The organism is Bartonella sp. AP65SXKL (genome assembly GCF_042195725.1).
Lineage (GTDB): Bacteria > Pseudomonadota > Alphaproteobacteria > Rhizobiales > Rhizobiaceae > Bartonella.
In genome coordinates this window covers 248,174-267,126 of the sequence record NZ_JBHIOW010000001.1, presented here as the reverse complement: position 1 = coordinate 267,126, position 18,953 = coordinate 248,174, and the positions used below count along the sequence as shown (strand labels likewise).

The 18,953-nt window shown below is 38.3% G+C and carries 16 protein-coding genes; 12 read left to right on the top strand and 4 right to left on the bottom strand.

The window, feature by feature from the left end; all coding sequences use genetic code 11:
• Positions 1-104 precede the first annotated feature (104 nt).
• The 7 genes from fabI to ACFIMP_RS01050 all read left to right on the top strand — a co-directional run bounded on the left by fabI (position 105) and on the right by ACFIMP_RS01050 (position 7,699).
• Positions 105-923, top strand: coding sequence for an enoyl-ACP reductase FabI (gene fabI / locus ACFIMP_RS01080; RefSeq protein ID WP_273787904.1), 819 nt, complete (start codon positions 105-107; stop codon positions 921-923).
• A 148-nt stretch (positions 924-1,071) separates the two neighbouring features.
• Complete coding sequence (gene aroC, locus ACFIMP_RS01075; RefSeq protein ID WP_375613029.1) at positions 1,072-2,160, top strand: chorismate synthase; 1,089 nt, start codon at positions 1,072-1,074, stop codon at positions 2,158-2,160.
• A 15-nt stretch (positions 2,161-2,175) separates the two neighbouring features.
• Positions 2,176-3,279: a 3,4-dihydroxy-2-butanone-4-phosphate synthase gene (ribB, locus tag ACFIMP_RS01070; protein WP_375613028.1), complete on the top strand. Its 1,104-nt coding sequence runs from the start codon at positions 2,176-2,178 to the stop codon at positions 3,277-3,279.
• A 7-nt stretch (positions 3,280-3,286) separates the two neighbouring features.
• Positions 3,287-3,541, top strand: coding sequence for an exodeoxyribonuclease VII small subunit (locus tag ACFIMP_RS01065; protein ID WP_375611123.1), 255 nt, complete (start codon positions 3,287-3,289; stop codon positions 3,539-3,541).
• A 240-nt stretch (positions 3,542-3,781) separates the two neighbouring features.
• Positions 3,782-5,689 (top strand): 1-deoxy-D-xylulose-5-phosphate synthase, encoded by a 1,908-nt coding sequence (gene dxs, locus ACFIMP_RS01060; protein WP_375613027.1) that lies wholly within the window; start codon positions 3,782-3,784, stop codon positions 5,687-5,689.
• A gap of 16 nt (positions 5,690-5,705) precedes the next feature.
• A complete protein-coding gene (locus ACFIMP_RS01055) occupies positions 5,706-6,449 on the top strand; it encodes a TlyA family RNA methyltransferase (RefSeq protein WP_375613026.1) in 744 nt (247 codons plus the stop codon).
• A complete protein-coding gene (locus ACFIMP_RS01050; protein ID WP_375685901.1) occupies positions 6,446-7,699 on the top strand; it encodes a class I SAM-dependent RNA methyltransferase in 1,254 nt (417 codons plus the stop codon). Before ACFIMP_RS01055 ends, ACFIMP_RS01050 begins: the two co-directional genes overlap by 4 nt.
• A 558-nt stretch (positions 7,700-8,257) precedes the next feature.
• Here the strand turns inward: ACFIMP_RS01050 and tldD are convergent.
• Together tldD and ACFIMP_RS01040 are read right to left on the bottom strand one after the other, a co-directional pair.
• Positions 8,258-9,682 carry a metalloprotease TldD gene (gene tldD, locus ACFIMP_RS01045; protein WP_375611127.1) on the bottom strand — a complete coding sequence of 475 codons (1,425 nt, stop codon included), beginning with the start codon at positions 9,680-9,682 and terminating at the stop codon, positions 8,258-8,260.
• A gap of 110 nt (positions 9,683-9,792) precedes the next feature.
• Entirely contained in the window at positions 9,793-10,332 is a 540-nt protein-coding gene (locus ACFIMP_RS01040; protein WP_375613024.1) for an invasion associated locus B family protein, read from the bottom strand.
• A gap of 344 nt (positions 10,333-10,676) precedes the next feature.
• On the opposite strand from ACFIMP_RS01040, the gene cyoE reads away from it, so the two are divergent.
• The 4 genes from cyoE to rnhA all read left to right on the top strand — a co-directional run bounded on the left by cyoE (position 10,677) and on the right by rnhA (position 14,282).
• Positions 10,677-11,612, top strand: coding sequence for a heme o synthase (cyoE, locus tag ACFIMP_RS01035; RefSeq protein WP_375613023.1), 936 nt, complete (start codon positions 10,677-10,679; stop codon positions 11,610-11,612).
• 182 nt (positions 11,613-11,794) lie between these two features.
• Complete coding sequence (gene ispH, locus ACFIMP_RS01030; protein ID WP_375611130.1) at positions 11,795-12,850, top strand: 4-hydroxy-3-methylbut-2-enyl diphosphate reductase; 1,056 nt, start codon at positions 11,795-11,797, stop codon at positions 12,848-12,850.
• Positions 12,850-13,809: a homoserine kinase gene (locus ACFIMP_RS01025; RefSeq protein WP_375613022.1), complete on the top strand. Its 960-nt coding sequence runs from the start codon at positions 12,850-12,852 to the stop codon at positions 13,807-13,809. The genes ispH and ACFIMP_RS01025 overlap by 1 nt, the downstream gene beginning before the upstream one ends.
• Positions 13,810-13,814: 5 nt before the next feature.
• Positions 13,815-14,282, top strand: a complete 468-nt coding sequence (gene rnhA, locus ACFIMP_RS01020; RefSeq protein WP_375613021.1) for a ribonuclease HI — start codon at positions 13,815-13,817, stop codon at positions 14,280-14,282.
• A gap of 26 nt (positions 14,283-14,308) precedes the next feature.
• On the opposite strand, the gene ACFIMP_RS01015 is transcribed toward rnhA, so the two are convergent.
• Positions 14,309-15,187: a protein-disulfide reductase DsbD domain-containing protein gene (locus ACFIMP_RS01015; protein WP_375613020.1), complete on the bottom strand. Its 879-nt coding sequence runs from the start codon at positions 15,185-15,187 to the stop codon at positions 14,309-14,311.
• A gap of 71 nt (positions 15,188-15,258) precedes the next feature.
• Between ACFIMP_RS01015 and ACFIMP_RS01010 the strand changes: the two genes are divergently transcribed.
• Complete coding sequence (locus ACFIMP_RS01010; protein ID WP_375613019.1) at positions 15,259-15,843, top strand: YqgE/AlgH family protein; 585 nt, start codon at positions 15,259-15,261, stop codon at positions 15,841-15,843.
• A 42-nt stretch (positions 15,844-15,885) separates the two neighbouring features.
• Here ACFIMP_RS01010 and ACFIMP_RS01005 read toward each other — a convergent pair whose 3' ends face one another.
• The gene (locus ACFIMP_RS01005) at positions 15,886-18,771 is read right to left on the bottom strand and encodes an EAL domain-containing protein (RefSeq protein WP_375606401.1); all 2,886 of its coding nucleotides are present in this window, start codon (positions 18,769-18,771) and stop codon (positions 15,886-15,888) included.
• Positions 18,772-18,953 lie beyond the last annotated feature (182 nt).

Sequence of the window (18,953 nt, the reverse complement as noted above, 5' to 3'; positions counted from 1 at the left end):
GCGTAGTTTTTGTTTGATTTTAAACCAATTGCTTGAAGAAAAAGTTGACCTGTGTCATAGGCAGGTGAATAATACTAATTTTAAGTAACAATGGGGCAGTGCTGATGGCTAAGGGTAATGGTTTATTGTACGGTAAGCGTGGTTTAATTTTGGGGTTGGCCAATAATCGCTCCATCGCTTGGGGAATCGCTAAAGCGGCAAGTAGCGCAGGGGCAGAGCTTGCTTTTACCTATCAGGGTGAAGCAATGAAAAAGCGTGTCGAGCCTTTGGCTGAAGAATTAAAGGGATTTGTTTGTGGACATTGTGATGTTTCTGACAGTGTCTCTATTGATACGGTCTTTAGAGAAATAGAGAAGAAATGGGGAAAACTTGATTTTTTAGTTCATGCTATTGGTTTTTCTGATAAAGATGAATTAAGTGGTCGTTATATTGATATCAGCGAATCAAATTTTATGATGACCATGAATATTTCCGTTTATTCCCTAACAGCTCTAACGAAGCGTGCAGAAAAATTGATGCCAGATGGTGGTTCAATCTTGACACTAACCTATTATGGTGCAGAAAAGGTTGTTCCCAATTATAATGTAATGGGGGTTGCCAAAGCCGCTCTTGAAGCGAGCGTGAAATATTTAGCGGTAGATTTAGGTCCCCAAAATATTCGTGTTAATGCTATATCTGCTGGACCAATTAAAACGTTAGCGGCTTCTGGTATTGGTGATTTTCGTTATATTTTAAAATGGAATGAATATAATGCTCCATTACGTCGTACGGTAACAATTGAAGAGGTTGGTGATTCTGCGCTTTATTTTCTTTCAGATTTGTCTCGTTCTGTTACCGGTGAAGTCCATCATGTCGATTCGGGTTATAATATCATAGGTATGAAAGCAGTTGATGCACCAGACATTTCTGTCGTTAAAGAATAAAGTTTGGTTTATAAGATTTTATTAGACAGCAGTAATTTGACCAAATTTAAGGTGTCCAAGAGTATTTGGGAGAAAAGAGCTGTTTTGTGTATAGCACACAACATACGTTATCGTTGTATATATTTGACAGAGAAATGGATCTTTTTTCATGTCGCATAATACATTTGGTCATTTGTTTCGTGTAACAACATGGGGTGAAAGTCATGGTGCTGCTCTTGGTTGTGTCATTGATGGTTGTCCACCTGGAATTATTTTTACTCTTGCAGAAGTTCAAGCTTATCTTGATAAACGCAAGCCAGGACAATCAAAATACACAACGCAGCGCCGAGAACCAGATGAAGTAGAGGTCCTTTCAGGAGTTGTTGTTCAAGACGATGGAACGACATTGGTGACAACAGGTACACCAATTTCTCTGTTGATTCGAAACACAGATCAACGCTCTCAAGATTATGGAGCAATTGCTCATCAGTATCGTCCAGGACATGCGGATTATACTTATGATATTAAATATGGCATTCGTGATTTTCGAGGCGGGGGACGTGCTTCGGCACGGGAGACGGCAGCACGTGTTGCAGCAGGTGCATTTGCTCGTAAAATCGTTCCTGGTTTGATTGTACGAGGAGCAGTGATAGCAATTGGTCCTCATAATATTAATCGTGATCGTTGGGATTGGTCAGAGGTCGATAATAATCCTTTTTTTACAGCTGATGCAGAGATGGTTCAAATTTTTAGTGACTATATCAGTAAACTCCGTAAAGAGGGGACATCTGTTGGTGCGGTTGTTGAGATCGTTGCAGAAAATGTTCCGGCAGGTTTAGGAGCCCCTATTTACGCAAAGCTTGATCAAGATATTGCCTCGTTACTTATGTCGATTAATGCGGTAAAAGGTGTGGAAATTGGTGATGGTTTTGCGGCAGCCCGCTTGAGGGGAGAAGAAAATGCGGATGAAATGCGAATGGGAAATGATGGAAAACCGCTTTTTTTATCAAATCATGCGGGAGGTATTTTAGGGGGAATATCGAGTGGACAGCCAATTGTTGCGCGTTTTGCTGTAAAGCCTACTTCATCAATTTTAACACCTCGTCGTTCCATTGATGTTGATGGTCATGATATAGACGTTATAACAAAGGGACGTCATGATCCATGTGTTGGGATTCGTGCCGTTCCTGTTGGTGAAGCGATGGTTGCTTGTGCTATTGCTGACCATTATCTAAGACATCGCGGTCAAGTTGGGTGATTGAAAAGGTGAACAATGGCGTATGATGAAAAAAAAATTGTTTCTGCACTTAAAGCTTTTGAACGCGGTGAAATTGTTGTGGTGACAGATGATGATGACCGTGAAAATGAGGGTGATTTAACTGTTGCTGCAGCGCATTGTACAGAAGAAAAGATGGCGTTTATTCTTCGTCACACAACAGGTATTGTGTGCACACCTATGCCAAAAAAAGAAGCAAAACGGTTTAATCTTTCTCCTATGGTACCAGATAATAACTCTGCACATGGGACGCAATTTACGGTTACTGTTGATTTTAAACACGGCATAACAACAGGGATCTCAGCACATGACCGTACATTAGCTGTACGTAATCTTGCGAATTCAAATGCAAGTGCGGATGATTTTGTTCGTCCAGGGCATGTTTTTCCTTTAATTGCGCATGAAGGGGGAGTGCTCATGCGTTCAGGTCACACGGAGGCCGCTGTTGATTTATGTAAATTAGCTAATTTGCCGCCGGTTGGTGTTATCGGTGAGTTAGTTAATGATGATGGAAGCGTTAAACATGGCGATCAGATTATGAAATTTGCGCAAGAACATCGGTTGCATATTATAACGGTTGCAGATTTAATTGCTTACCGCCAACGTAAGGAAATATTGATCAAGCATGTTGGAGAAATGCCTATTGAAACATTCGTAGGTCCCGCTATTGTTCAAAGTTATCAACTCCCTTGGGAAGTCGTTCAGCACATTGCAATTGTTTTTGGTGATGTCCGTGAGGGTGAGAATATTCCTGTGCATTTACATCATGAAAACATTATAAGTGACGTTTTTTGTCAAACTTCAGATATTATGGTGATGATGCGGCGTATGATGGAAAAAGAAAAACGTGGCGTATTTATTTATTTGCGTGAAGGATCTGTTATACAATCAACTGTTGGTATTCAAAACATGACAAGAAACAGTTCAGAAAACCATGTGCAGGCGATTGCACGCGAAGAAGAATGGCGCAAAATTGGTTTAGGATCACAAATTTTAAAATATTTAGGAATAGGCTCTGTTATTGTTTATGCTTCTAAAGAGCATCATTATGTAGGTTTGGAAGGTTTTGGAGTTCGTATATCCAGAACAGATATTTTTTGAGGTTCATATGAAAAAAGAGATACAAGAGGGGGATATTACGACCTTAAGCTTTGAGCAAGCGCTTAAGCAACTTGAAGTTATTGTCGAAAATTTGGAACGTGGCGATGTGCCTTTGGAACAATCCATTGATATTTATGAACGCGGTGAAGCGCTTAAAAAGCATTGTGAAAAACTCTTAAGAGTTGCTGAAGCTAAAGTTGAAAAAATCCAGCTTTCAGAAGAAGGTTTTCCAGAAGGAGTGGAACCACTTGATGCTAAATAATTTAAATCTTTTTGGATATTTATTGTGGGACTTAAGAGAAGCAATAACCTTAGTTTATAAACAGAAAGTTTTATTGATTTCTTTTTTATAAAATAAGTTAAAAATGAGGAAATTATAGCTCATCTCAAATAGAAAAGAGCATTTTCAGTAAAAAAGATGCAAAACTGTAAATAAAAGAGTAGAGAAGATATATTTTTATCATTGTGTTTTCTTGAGTTAAGATAATAGGAAGGATTTTTTTTGTCTCAGGTCTTAACACCATTGCTTGACCGTGTTTGTTTTCCGCAAGATTTGCGGGCATTACCTGAGTCTGATTTGGTACAGTTGGCTGATGAGTTGCGGACCGCAACAATTGATGCGGTTTCTGTAACAGGTGGTCATCTTGGGGCGGGACTTGGTGTTGTTGAGCTCACTGTTGCATTACATTATATTTTTAATACACCAGAGGATAGGATTATTTGGGATGTTGGTCATCAAACCTATCCACACAAGATTTTAACGGGGCGTAGAGAAAAAATTCGCACATTACGTCAGGAGGGCGGATTATCTGGTTTTACAAAACGTTCAGAAAGTGTGTATGATCCATTTGGAGCGGGGCATTCGTCTACTTCTATTTCAGCGGCGCTTGGTATGGCAGTGGCAAGTGCTTTGAAAGCAGAGACAAGACGCAATATCATAACTGTCATTGGTGATGGTGCAATGTCTGCGGGCATGGCTTATGAAGCCATGAACAACGCTGGTGCTTTGAATGCACGCTTGATTGTTGTTCTTAATGATAACGATATGTCTATAGCACCACCTACAGGTGCTATGAGTGCACATCTTGCACGATTAGTGTCTCGTCCTTCTTATCGTCATTTGCGTGAACGCGTAAAGATGTTGAGCGAAAAATTGCCAAAGTTTTTTTTGGATAAAGCTCGTCGTTCAGAGGAATTTGCGCGTGGCCTTTTGGTTGGGGGAACTTTATTTGATGAGCTTGGCTTTTATTATGTTGGACCCATAGATGGGCACAATTTGGGGCATTTATTGCCTGTTTTTAAAAATGTTCGTGAATATCCTAATGGTCCTGTTTTGGTGCATGTTGTAACCCATAAGGGAAAGGGATATCCACCTGCAGAGGCCTCGTCTGATAAATATCATGGTGTTAATCGTTTTGATGTCACGACAGGAAAACAGGTAAAAGCATCAAGTAATATTCTACCCTATACCAAGGTATTTTCTAAAGCTTTAATAGAAGAAGCTCGCCATGATGATAAGATTGTTGGCATAACAGCAGCGATGCCAACAGGGACAGGCCTTGATTCTTTTGCGAAAAAATTTCCTGAAAAAATGTTTGATGTTGGTATCGCTGAGCAACATGCCGTAACTTTTGCGGCAGGACTTGCTTGTGAAGGGTATAAGCCTTTTGTTGCAATTTATTCTACTTTTTTACAGCGTGCTTATGATCAAATTATTCATGATGTATCAATTCAAAAATTACCGGTACGTTTTGCTATTGACCGAGCAGGTTTTGTGGGGGCAGATGGTGCAACACATGCTGGAAGTTTTGATATTGTTTTTTTGGCCACTCTTCCTGAGTTTGTTGTTATGGCACCTTCTGATGAGCTTGAACTGATGCATATGGTGCGTACAGCTGCAGCTTATGATCAGGGACCAATTTCTTTTCGTTATCCGCGTGGTGAGGGGATTGGTATAGATTTACCGCAACGTGGTGAGTTATTAGAAATTGGAAAAGGGCGCGTTCTGCGTGAAGGAAATAGAATCGCTTTGGTTTGTTTTGGAACGCGGATGTCAGAAGTGTTGCAAGCTGCTGATGCGTTGGAGGCTGAAGAATTGTCTACAACGGTTGCAGATGCACGGTTTGCAAAACCTTTAGATAAAGATTTGATGCGTCGTTTGGCACGTGAGCATGAGGTATTGGTGACAATTGAAGAAGGGGCAATCGGTGGATTTGGAGCGCACATATTACAATTTTTAGCGCAAGAAGGGCTCTTAGAGCATGGTTTGAAAGTTCGTACACTAAAATTTCCTGATGAATATTTGAATCATGGTTCACCAGAAAAAGTTCTTTCACGTGTCGGACTTGACGCTATGGGTATTTTAAACACGGTTTTTGCTGTTTTGGGACGCGAGATTCGAACAGGATAGAAAATTCGAGTATGAGATGGCTTCCAGAAAAAGACTCGATATTTTTTTAGTTGAAAAAAACTTTTTTACGACACGTTCACGCGCACGTGATGCAATTATGCGCCAAACTGTTAAAGTTAACGGAGAAATCGTTTTTAAAGCTGGGCAAATCGTTTTTGATGATGCAGAGATTACCGTTTGTGATCCAGCGCAGAATTATGTTTCTCGGGCAGCGTTAAAATTGATTGCTGCACTTGATGCATTTCCAATTGTAACGGACAAAGTGACAGCCATTGATGTTGGTGCATCAACAGGTGGTTTTACGCAAGTTCTCTTAGAACGTGGAGCAGATCATGTCATTGCCGTTGATGTTGGGCATCATCAATTTGATAAACGTTTATTGGGCAACAGTGCTATAACGTTATTAGAAGGCTTGAATGTCAGAGATTTTAAACAGGAACATTTAGGTGGGCGAGAAATTGATCTTATCGTTTCAGATGTTAGCTTTATTTCGCTCAAACTTGCGTTGCCTCCCGTGTTGTCTTTAGCCAAGAAGGGTGCCCAAGCTGTTTTACTGGTAAAGCCTCAGTTTGAGGTTGGTCGTAAACACTTTAGTAAGGGAGGAATATTAAGTCCATCAAGTGCTAAAGAAACTGCTGAGGCGCTTTTTGTTTGGTTAAATACACAAACAGGGTGGAGTGCAAAAGGTTTAATTTCTTCCCCTATTACAGGTGGTGATGGCAACGTGGAATATTTACTATTCGGAGAAAAACAAGAGTGAATGACAATGTCATAATCGATCATATCGGAGCAAATGGTTATGGTATTGCTAAGACGTCTCACGGCTTCGTTTCTGTTCCTTTTACTTTACCAGGAGAGTGTGCTGAAATTACTGTTCATGGAAAATATGCAACATATATAACATTAAAAGAAAAATCATCAGAACGCATTGATACTCTTTGTCAGCATTTTGGAGAATGTGGAGGGTGTACTCTTCAGCATTGGCATATGGATGCTTATCGCGTATGGAAACAACAATTGGTTGTTGAGGCGCTTAAAAAGTATGGACTTAATAATGTTGTTGCGCCTTTAATAGAATGTAAACCTTATAGCCGACGGCGGATTACTCTAACAGCATCCATGACCCCACAGGGGCAAAAAGTTGGTTTTAACCGTTATCTCTCTCATGAGATTGTAGCTCTTGAGGAATGCCCAGTAAGCCGTCCAGAGCTTATTTCTCAGTTGCATAATATCAGAGAGCTCTGTGCTTGTCTAAAGAGCTCTGCCAAACGGTTTCATGTTACGATAACATGTGTTGAAAATGGTTTAGATGTTGCTTTAAGCGGTTGCATTATACACCATGAATCACTTCGTCAGAGAATGATCAGTGCTGCTCTTTCATATGGGATTATACGTTTATCTGTTGACGGTGAAGTTTTGGTTGAACGAGAAAAACCAGAGATTTACTTTGGAGATGTCCGTGTTGAATTTCCTTCTGGTGGTTTTCTGCAAGCAACTTGTGAAGCTGAAAATATAATGGGCAATATTATTTTGACTCATTTAAAAAAAGCAAAGAATGCTGTTGATTTGTTTTCAGGGGTAGGAACATTTACCTTGCGTATGGCAAAAAAGATGAATGTTCATGCAGTAGAAAATAATGAAGATGCATTAAGAAATCTAAATACAGCAGCACGTTTTGCGACTGGTTTAAAAACGGTCACTTGTGAAAAACGTGATCTTTTCCGACATCCCCTTTCTGTAAAGGAACTTGAATGTTTTGAGAGTGTTGTTTTTGATCCTCCCCGTGCTGGTGCAGAGCAACAAGTACGTGAATTAGCGAAGACAACAGTATCACGTGTTGTGGCAATTTCTTGTAATCCTACTACATTTGCTCGTGATTTATCTCTTCTTGTTGCAGGGGGGTATACAGTAGAAAAAATCATACCGATTGATCAATTTTTATGGTCACCACATGTCGAAGTTGTTGCTGTTTTGAGCAAAAAGAAAAAAAAGAAAGGTTGGAAACTTTAGCCTGAAAGTTTTTTAATACTATGAAGATTTTTTAAAAGTTGACCTGTGTATTATTATAAAATTTCTCCAAAATTTATCTATAATAATAACCTTTTTCTCGTTGAGCTAAGAGCACTGAATGTAGAAAGTGCTTTTTTCTTTTAAGCTTTTTTATTATGAAATATAAAAGACAAGTTACCCCACACAAAAAACCCACACAAAAGACTAATATCTTACGAAAAAGATGTGTCTGAATAAGCCTGTGCCGTCGTTATATTTGCCATCCCCTAATGTTTCTTAAAACTCTTGGTACTTGAGACGGCCCATAAGAGGAATCTTTAGTCTTTTCTTGTACAGTTTTTATCCATATAACTCTCCCCGCCTGTAACGTATAAACGAATGATTTTGATTGATCCAACAGACACAGATTTAAAATGAGAGAATCTTGCGGTATTCAAGGTTCTAATACAATATGAATAACGCTAGATTATCTTTATAAATCAATTCATTGTAATCTCCCCCTCACAAAATGGTCATAATAGACGAGAAGGAGGCAATACTGGGAAGGAATGAGCAAGCTTATTCCTCTATAAGCGCAGTTCCACCGATTGTCATATTATTGATTCGAAGATGAGGTTGACCAACACCAACAGGGACATTTTGCCCTGCTTTTCCGCACATACCAATACCATTATCTAGTTTACTATCATTACCAATCATTGTGATACGTTTCATAGCATCCGGTCCATTTCCAATAAGAGTTGCACCTTTGATTGGTGCACAAATTTTGCCATTTTCTACTCGGTATGCTTCAGTACATTCAAAGACGAATTTTCCGGAAGTAATATCAACTTGTCCTCCACCAAATGAAACAGCATAGATACCACTTTTAAGTGAAGAAAGGATTTCTTCAGGTGTTTTATCTCCTCCTAGCATGATTGTATTGGTCATTCGTGGCATTGGTGCATAAGCATAAGATTCACGCCGTCCATTTCCAGTTGATTTACCTCCCATAAGCCGTGCATTAAGTCTGTCTTGCATAAAACCAACGAGTTTTCCATCTTCAATGAGAACGTTATATCCTGAAGGGGTCCCCTCATCATCGACAGTGAGAGAGCCACGGCATTGTGGAATTGTTCCATCATCAACAACTGTAACACCTTTTGCTGCAACTTGTTGTCCTAAAAGTCCAGCAAAAGCCGATGTTTTTTTACGGTTAAAGTCACCTTCTAAACCATGACCTACGGCTTCATGGAGCATAACACCAGGCCATCCGTTAGCTAAGACAACATCAAAAGATCCAGCAGGTGCTGCTTCTGCTTCTAAATTTGTTAAAGCCATACGTAAGGCTTCATCCGCGGCTTTTTTCCAATTGTCTTCATGAATAAATTGGTTAAATGCTTGTCTCCCTCCACATCCATAAAAACCATTTTCACGACGATTGCCTTCAGCTGCGACCACAGATATAGAAAGTCGCACAAGGGGACGAATATCACGAACCAAATAACCATCTGCACGTAAAATTTCAACATGTTGTAGCGAGCCGGAAAGAGAAACAGTCACCTGATGCAATTTATCATTTTTAGCACGTAAATAGGCATCAATTTTTTGCAAAAGAGCACTTTTTTCTTCAAATGATGGAGCATCAAGGGGATTATGCGGTTGATAAAGCCTTTTGTTTGTTTGTTGAGGTGCTATGCTATAAGTCCCTGCATGATTATTATAGGTAACAGCTTTAGCAGCTTCACTGGCACGTTTGAGTGCAGCAGCTGATAACTCACTAGAGTGAGCATATCCAGTAGCCTCTCCAGCAACAACGCGTAGTCCAAATCCCATATCTTGATGAAATGAGCCGTTTTTAAGCTGTCCATTATCAAATAAAAGAGCTTCGCTTTCTGTGTACTCAAGGTAAAGCTCACCATCATCAGCATGATGAAGTGTTTCCTGTATAAGTGATTGCACTTTAGAGGAAGCAATATCAAAATGATCAATCAGCGATTTCATAAGAATTATCCTATTTTTATGGGGGCTCAGAAGATTTTTATCAATCTAATTTTAAGAATCTTTCAAAATATACGATGAGATTTTGATTGTTTAAAATGTATTGATTTCATTCATGTCGGTAAGGTTGCATAGGCGTCGCCAAGACCATGAAGGTCAACAAAACCTCCAATCCCTTGTTCCGGAGTTGTAAAGATAAAATAGGTTGCCATTTTTCCTTTTAAAAAGAGCTGCAATATATCTTCTTTAAGAAAGGCTTCAGCAACACAATTATCACCAAGACAACGACGATATTCCATTCTGCCCATATTTTTATCGTCAATTTTAATTCCAACGCCAGGACGTAATTCAACGCGAATCGGAACAAAAACACGCATCAAGGCACCTTGCTTTTGAGGAAGTTTATAAAATGTAACGCGCAAGGTAATATCTTGACGCCCTTGTGTGTGAACGTTTTGTACAACTTCACACTGCATGTTAGGTGTACCTGGTGGTAGAGAACACACTTTTGTCCATGCACCATAGGTTTGCGGAGCAGGGACATCTTGTACATAGGGTGTTTGTGCAAATGCATGACTGATAAAACTACTATAAAGCGTGTAAAGAACAGCACCAATAAAAAAAGTTTTTTTGAGTAATTTATAAAGTATCACAGAAAATCCTATCCGACTCAACACCCACAACCATGCATAGATTTACATAAAAAAATGAATTCCCCATAAAAAACCATAACACAAAATCAGTATTTACCCAAATATATTAATTCATATGATATATTTTTATGATACATTTGTAATGTGGAGAGAACGTTGATTGAAAAAATGTATTTTTATTGCCAATATTTCCATTTACTTTTAGGGGATACGTGCGAAAGAGATATTTCATATTTTCTCAAAAATACGATTGGTCTTAATGGGTCATTTCCATACGCTAGATAATATTTGTCAGATAATATTGGATTTGTGAATGACAGAAATGGAAAAGGGCTTTGAGTGGAATGTCAGTTTCAGAAGAGTTATCGGTTGTGAATGGTAAATCAACGCCACCAAAATCCGGTATTGGTGATTACATCACATTATTAAAGCCACGTGTTATGTCTCTTGTGGTCTTTACGGCTCTGGTTGGTTTGCTTGTATCGCCTGTTCCTATCAATCCGTGGTATGGTTTTTTAGCAATTTTATGTATTGCTGCTGGTGGCGGTGGTGCGGGAGCACTGAACATGTGGTATGATGCTGACATTGATGCTGTGATGGAACGGACTAAAAAGCGTCCTATTCCCATGGGTAAAATCAGCTCCCAAAAGGCATTTATTTTTGGCATGGTTCTTTCTATGCTCTCGGTATTGGTTATGGGGAGCTTCATTAATTGGTTTGCGGCATTTTTTCTTGCGTTTACGATTTTCTTTTATGTCGTTATCTATACAATTTGGTTAAAGCGTATCACACCACAAAATATTGTTATTGGTGGTGCTTCTGGGGCTTTTCCACCAATGATTGGATGGGCCGTGACAACAGGGACAGTGAGTATTGATAGCTTTTTATTATTTTTAATCATTTTTATGTGGACCCCCCCTCACTTTTGGGCTCTTTCTTTATTTTCATCTCTTGATTATGAGGCTGCAGGTATCCCTATGATGCCTAATGTACGAGGTGAACATTCAACAAAAAAACAGATTTTATTTTATACTGTTTTGATGGCATTGTGTGCTGCTGCTCCTTGCTTTACTGGTCTTGGCGGAATTTTTTATGGTATTTTTTCAACAATTTTAAGCATTATCTTTATTTATTTTGCCTATCGTTTATGGAAAGCTGATACACATAATGAAACTATTTTGATGGCCAAAAAAACGTTTTTCTTTTCGTTACTTTATTTGGCAGCTATCTTTGGAATTCTTTTGATTGAATCTCTTGTTTGGTATTTTATCGCTCTTTAGTTGCGTAAAATGAAAGAGCAAATTTTAAAAGAGCTTTTCTTCAAGAAAATGCTGTAAGAAAACACGATAGAGTGTGTTCTTATGCAAAAGATGATATTGCACGTTTTTTTACATTGCTTATTCATGTATAATAATAGGTTGTTTGAATATATAGCTAAAACTATAGAGATTAAGGATGATTTATGTCTGGACTTCCCCCTTTAACGATACGTCTTTGTGGTCCACGTGGATTTTGTGCAGGGGTTGATCGTGCTATCCAGATTGTTCTGCTTGCATTAAAAAAATATGGTGTTCCAGTATATGTTCGTCATGAAATTGTACACAACCGCTACGTAGTTGAGGGATTACAGCAACGGGGTGCTGTTTTTGTCGAAGAACTTAATGAGATTCCAGAAGAACATCGCAATCAACCAGTTGTTTTTTCTGCTCATGGTGTACCAAAATCTGTTTCAGAAGAAGCACGATACTATAATTTGTTTTATCTCGACGCAACATGTCCGTTGGTCTCGAAAGTTCATAAACAAGCGATACGACATCAACGTCATGGTCGTCATGTTATATTGATTGGTCATGCTGGTCATCCTGAGGTGATAGGGACAATGGGACAGCTTGAAGAAGGGGTTGTGACGCTTATTGAAACGATAGAAGATGCTTTGCATTATCAACCCAATGATCCAGATAAATTAGGATTTGTTACACAAACAACGCTTTCTGTTGAAGATACTGCAGGAATTATCGATATATTACAACAACGTTTTCCTACATTAGCAGCACCAGCGGCTGAATCAATTTGCTATGCTACAACGAATCGACAAGATGCGGTTAAAGCAGCGGCAAAGGGGAGTGATTTGTTTTTGATTGTTGGAGCACCAAACTCTTCTAATTCACGACGTTTAGTAGAGGTTGCCGAAAAGTCTGGTGCGCGGCAAGCTATTTTAGTTCAGCGCGCTGATGAAATTAATTTTGAAAACCTAAAATCTCTTTCTATAGTCAGTCTTTCAGCAGGGGCTTCGGCTCCTGAAATTATTATTGATGAAATTATTTCAGCATTTCGTGAGCGTTATGATGTCACAATAGAATTAGCTGAAACAGTGGTAGAAACGGAAAAATTTTTAGTGAGTCGCGAATTACGCGACGTCATTTTAACGTCTCAAGATATGGCTTTCGTTAATGGTCAAGCAAATAATGCAAAAAATGAAAATCAGAATACAGACATGTCTACAACGAAAGCAGAATAATGGCCGTTTATACAGATATTCACCCAAATGATTTAAAAGTGTTTTTAACACGTTATGCAATAGGATCACTTTTGTCTTATCAAGGTATAGAAGAGGGGATTGAAAATTCTAATTTTATGTTAGAGACAACACAAGGGCGATTTATTTTAACACTTTATGAAAAGCGTATTTCAAAAGATGATTTACCTTTTTTTTGTCGCTTGATGCAGCATTTAGGACAGCGTGGAATTCCTTGTCCTCAACCTGTTATTCAAAATGATGGAATGATGATCTGTGAACTAGCAGGACGTCCTGCTGCTATTATTACTTTTCTGGAAGGAGAGTGGATCCGCCAGCCCAATATAGATCATTGTGGCGAAGTGGGGACGGGGTTAGCACAATTACATTTAGCAGGACAGGATTTTACACTCAGTCGTAAAAATACTCTTTCTGTTATGGATTGGAAGGTATTGTGGCAACGTTGTCAAACCAAAGAAGATGCATTGTTAAAAGAATTTGGACAAAAAATTGAGTTGGAATTGGCTTTTTTACAGGAAAATTGGCCATGTAATTTACCAATAGGCATTATTCATGCAGATTTATTTAATGATAACGTTTTTTTTGTGAATCATCGTCTTTCTGGGATGATAGATTTCTATTTTGCTTGTAATGACTTTTTTGCTTATGATTTAGCGATTTGTTTAAATGCTTGGTGCTTTGAGCCTGATCATTCCTATAATCTTACCAAAGCACGTAAGTTATTGGAAAATTATCAAAAAATAAGACCATTGATCCCTTTAGAATTGGACAAGATGGTCTTATTAGCTCGTGGTGCATCTCTACGTTTCTTACTCACACGTCTATATGATTGGTTTAATACACCGCCTAATAGCTTTGTTATTAAGAAAGATCCATGGGAGTATTGGCACAAGCTTTGTTTTTTCAGTAATGTAAATTCGCTAAGTGAATTAGGTTTTTAAATTTTATGGCAACTCAACAAAAAGTCGTTGAAATTTATACAGATGGTGCTTGCTCAGGGAATCCTGGAGTTGGAGGATGGGGAGCAATTTTACGCTGGAATGGTCATGAACGGGAGCTTTATGGCGGTAAGATCCATACGACAAACAATCAAATGGAACTCATGGCGGCAATTTGTGCATTAAAGGCGCTTAAAGAGCCCTGTTTGGTCGATCTTTATACAGACTCAGTTTATGTACGTAACGGTATATCTAAGTGGATTGAAGATTGGAAAAAGAATAATTGGCGCACTGCATCAAAAAATCCTGTTAAAAATATGGAGCTATGGCAAGCTCTTGAGGATGCTAGTTCTTGTCATACAGTTAGATGGCACTGGGTAAAAGGGCATGCGGGACATCCAGAAAATGAACGCGCAGATGCCCTTGCTCGCAAAGCAATTACTCAATATCGTGAAAATGGACGTTTTCCAGCATAATTGCTTTTTGAGAGCTTTTTCTTTTATCACGGAGACGCAAGAGGGGTTGGCTGCGTATGGAATATGAATGTTCCACTTAAGGCGTGATCTTTAAAAGCAACTGTATAAAAAATTTTTTGGTTTATTTCTTCTGGTGTGAAATAGAGTGGAGCACTGAAGAGTGTATATTCTGCGTTAACACTGACTTTTCTTGCTGCTCCAATTTGCATTTCTCCTCCATCTAAAAAGAGAGAGGAAGGAGTGGTTTTGTTGTTATTTTGTATTTTTATAAGAAGGGTACTATTATTTTTTTCAGCACTTATTTTTAGTGCATTCTGCGTCATGCGGGGCAAAGAATTTTGCGCCTTTTTTAAGAAGGAAGCAGGAAGCTGTTTATTTTTAAGAGCAGATGGCGAAAAATCAAAGTTAACAGTAAATGGAAGACAGATTTTGTGACATAATCCAAGAGTGAAAGCACCACTTAAATTTTTGCTTGAACCAGAAAGATTGAAGGGCAATATTACTTTATCTTTATAACCTAATGACCAATCATTTTCTGTTTCAAAAAGCTGTGGAGTAGGATAAAAGATTTCATAAGAAATCTGTTGGTTGAAATTAAAAAATGGTGCCATGCCAGAATTACCTGGATTACGCCAGTAAGTTTTCCATCCTGGTTTAAGCTCAATTTCAATAATGCCTTCTCTTATTCCAGAAAGAGAAGGTTCAGTGATCGCTAATCGGATACGACCACCATCTGATTCATACCAAGATGTTGCGAAAAGCTGGAGTTTTTGTTCTGTTTGAGCATTTACAGGAATGTTAAGTAATTCTAAAACTATGAATGTTAAGCTTAAAGTAACTAAAAGCTTTTTATAAAAGAAAGTTGCGATATTTTGTAAATTTGTAAATATATAACTTTTTTTCATTGGAGTTTTATTTTCCTAGTGTGCTAAATGAACAAATTTTTATCATGTCAATTATGGAGAATAACAGATTAATGAAGCGGTGTAATGGCTTTTTAGGTGGACAATTACTCATAGCAATGCCTGGGATGAATGACAAACGCTTTATTCGTTCTGTTATTTATATTTGTGCGCATTCTGATGCCGGTGCGATGGGCATCATTCTCAATCAATTGCATCACATTGATTTTCCAGAGCTTTTGCTTCACTTAGGAATCATAGACAGTGGCCAAAAAAAAAGTCTTTCTGAACCAATAAAACAGTTTCCAGTTCGCTATGGTGGTCCTGTTGATCCTTCGCGTGGTTTTGTCCTTCATTCAGATGATTATGCTTGTGAAGAAACTGTTTTTATTGCGGATAAGATCTGTTTTACTGCGACAATTGATATATTAAAAGCGATCAGTTGCGAACAAGGTCCGCAACATGCACTGGTCGCATTAGGCTATGCTGGATGGAAAGCGGGGCAACTTGAGGCAGAAATTTCTACAAATGGTTGGCTAATCAGTTCTACATCACCTAGTTTTCTTTTTGAAAGCGATTTAAGCTGCAAGTATGATAAAAGTTTAACACGCATGGGTATCGATCCAACTTATCTTGCTTCTGAAATGGGACACGCGTAGAGTTTTTTCTAAGCTTTTTAACTTTACACGTTATTTTATCCCTTATGTTTTTATTTTATAAGGGAAATGGCTCTGAACGAGCGTAATTAATTCTTCTATGGCAATCGGTTTCGTCACAAGTGTACTTTGAACATATTTACAGCCTTCTTGACGGAGGAAGATTGCTTCTTTTTCATTTTCAACACCTTCTGCGATAATTTGCAAATTAAGATCTGTTGCCATATTAATGATAGACTTTAGAACAATTTTCTTCTTAAGAGAGTCGATTGAGATAAGTGAACGATCAAGTTTAACCATATCAAATGGATAACGTACGAGATAGGTCAGAGACGAATAACCTGTTCCAAAATTATCGAGTGCGAGATTCATTCCAAGTGTTTTAATTTGTTCAAGAAAGTGCGCTGATTGTTCAGGATTATTTCTTAAGACAAATTCAGATATTTCAATCATCAGACGCCCTTTGTGGAGCGGATGGCGAAGCAAAGCGGCACGCAATTGACTGATAAAACGAGGATGAATCATTTCTGCGCTTGGTAAATTAATTGAAATAAAGAAAGATTGTTGGGAAAACTTTTCTTGTACATTTATAAGATCAATAATGGCATTATCGATGATAAATTGTGACAAATCCATAACAATTTGTTCATTTTCTACGATTTTTATGAAATCAGAGACATTTAAATTTCCATAAGTGGGATGATGCCATTCTACAATTGTTTCAAAACCAATAATATGTCCGTCTGATAAATTAAGAATAGGATGGTAGAGGATTTTCATCTCATTACGTTTTATGGCATAATGGACATCTTTCTCCAGAGTATTATGTTCGAGACCCAAAGTGCGAAAATTAGGACGAAAAGGTTCAATATGGTTCCCACCCATTTGTTTTGCGCGAATCATCGCTAACTCACTATCATTAAAAATATCTTTAGCCGTCGACCGGCTTTCACTCCATGTAACCAATCCGATAGAGGTTGAAAGGATTATTTTATTTTCTGAAAGTGAAATAGGTGCTGAAATTGTTTTGTGCAAATGATCTGCAAATGCTGCAATTTTTTGTGGTTCGGTTTCACTGAGTAAAATAATTGCAAAGCGGTCTGCTGAAAGACGCGATAAGGTGTCTTGAAAGTTAATGAGACGATTTAAACGACGTGCGATTATAAGCAGTACAGTATCCCCAACTGCTATGCCTAATTTGCGATTAATTTGGCGAAAATTGTCAAAATCAATCATAAAGACAGTTGGTCTAATTTTGATATTTGCTTTCGCTAAAGAGGTATAATTTTGTAGTCTATCAAAGAAAATTTGTTGGTTAGGAAGTCCAGTTAAACTGTCGTGGATTGCATCATGCAATAAGCGTTCTTCGGATTTTTTATGGTTAGTAATATTGACAATGGTTCCAATGACACGTGTGATTTTTCCATCTTTTTGCATAGCCGGACGTGCACGAAGAGAAAACCAATGATAATAACCACCACCGGAAGAAAGCCGAAAAATTTGATCAATGCGCCCTTTTTTATTTTTAAGAATGATATCCAATACGGCTTGAAAGCGTTCACGATCATCATGGTGCAAGGCTGAAATCCAGTTGCGCATAGGTCCATTGAGGTTATGAATTTCAGTACCAAAAAGGGTTGCCATGTTTGGATGTACAACAATACGATCACGCTCAATATTCCAATCCCAAATAATATTTCCAGCTCCCTTTGCTGCGAGTACTTGTTGTTCAAGGTCGGAAAATATTCCTTCATGGAAAGCGTCATTAGAAAAAGTTTGTTGCAGGACAGTAAAGCTTATGAGAAGAACAATGAGCACTAATCCTCCCGCTAATGCTGGCTGGATAATATCATTGTTTAAATGTCCAGCTATGCAGGCATAGGCTCCAACACACCAAAAGCTAATGAGCAACCATGTTGGAATAAGCATAATGGCGCGGTCATAGCTTCTGATTGAGAAATAGATGATTAATATTATACCAAGCACAGCGGTAAGGCCAAAAGACAAACGCGCAATTCCAGCTGCTCTGATGGGATCATAAATAGCAAAGGCTCCTAGACTGCAAAACGCAATGGTCCAAGCGATAGCACCGTAACTAAAATGATAATGCCAGCGGTTAAGGCTGAGATAGGTAAAAAGAAAAATGAAGAGTGTAGCAGTAAGTGCTACTTCTGTACCAGCACGCCAGATTGGTTGGGTTGTGAGTGTAACTGCAAAGAATTTATTTAAAAAGTTGAAGTCAATACCAATATAAAAAAGCACTGCCCAAGCAACTGCCGCTGTTGCAGGAAACAGCCCTGTTCCACGGACGACGAAGAGAACAGTTAACAAAAGCGCTAAGAGACCTGATATCCCAAGAAGAATACCATGATAAAGCGTATAAGAATTAATTGCATCTTTATAAGCTTCAGGTTGCCATAAATAGATTTGCGGTAGATTTGCAGAGTTAAGTTCGGCCACAAATGTAATAACAGCACCAGGGTTAAGGGTAATACGAAAGATATCAGAGTTTGCACTAAGTTGACGATCGAGGGAAAAACCTTCGCTTGGCGTTATGGATTGAATCCTTGATGATCCAAGGTCTGGCCAAAAAAATCCAGAACGTGCCATGCGGTAATGGGGGGCAACGATGAGACGATCAACTTGTTCATCTGTTGGATTTGCAAGAGAAAAAACTGCCCAATTTCCGGAAAATTTTTCATTTTTTGCCTGCACTTCAATACGCCATACAATACCATCTGGTCCTGGTGCTGTACTTGTTTGAAAAATAGAGTTGTTTGTATGGTGAATTTCAATTGCTTTTGAGAGATCAAGAGCAGCATCTTGAGAAGAAATTTTAACTGGTTCAATTGCTTGTGCTGATGTAAGATGGACAAAAGAACTAACGACTACAATGAAAATGATGTCAATTATTTTACGCAAACTCTTCACAATGTCCCACTCTCAATATTTTAGGATGTTTAATTTTCATTTCGACTTTTGAGAAAAAACGTCCACCTTTTATAATTTATTTACATAATAAATTGTTATCACTTTTTCTTAAGTTATGTGATTTTATATACAAATAGACCACACACCCATTTGCTTCAATGGAACCTGAAGCGAATGAAGTT

Coding starts and splice junctions, on each gene's coding strand:
- ACFIMP_RS01015 (WP_375613020.1), bottom strand. CDS start 15,187: ATGAAAAAAAGTTATATATTTACAAATTTACAAAATATCGCAACTTTC.
- tldD (WP_375611127.1), bottom strand. CDS start 9,682: ATGAAATCGCTGATTGATCATTTTGATATTGCTTCCTCTAAAGTGCAA.
- rnhA (WP_375613021.1), top strand. CDS start 13,815: ATGGCAACTCAACAAAAAGTCGTTGAAATTTATACAGATGGTGCTTGC.
- ispH (WP_375611130.1), top strand. CDS start 11,795: ATGTCTGGACTTCCCCCTTTAACGATACGTCTTTGTGGTCCACGTGGA.
- fabI (WP_273787904.1), top strand. CDS start 105: ATGGCTAAGGGTAATGGTTTATTGTACGGTAAGCGTGGTTTAATTTTG.
- aroC (WP_375613029.1), top strand. CDS start 1,072: ATGTCGCATAATACATTTGGTCATTTGTTTCGTGTAACAACATGGGGT.
- cyoE (WP_375613023.1), top strand. CDS start 10,677: ATGTCAGTTTCAGAAGAGTTATCGGTTGTGAATGGTAAATCAACGCCA.
- ACFIMP_RS01065 (WP_375611123.1), top strand. CDS start 3,287: ATGAAAAAAGAGATACAAGAGGGGGATATTACGACCTTAAGCTTTGAG.
- ribB (WP_375613028.1), top strand. CDS start 2,176: ATGGCGTATGATGAAAAAAAAATTGTTTCTGCACTTAAAGCTTTTGAA.
- ACFIMP_RS01055 (WP_375613026.1), top strand. CDS start 5,706: ATGGCTTCCAGAAAAAGACTCGATATTTTTTTAGTTGAAAAAAACTTT.
- ACFIMP_RS01010 (WP_375613019.1), top strand. CDS start 15,259: ATGAAGCGGTGTAATGGCTTTTTAGGTGGACAATTACTCATAGCAATG.
- ACFIMP_RS01025 (WP_375613022.1), top strand. CDS start 12,850: ATGGCCGTTTATACAGATATTCACCCAAATGATTTAAAAGTGTTTTTA.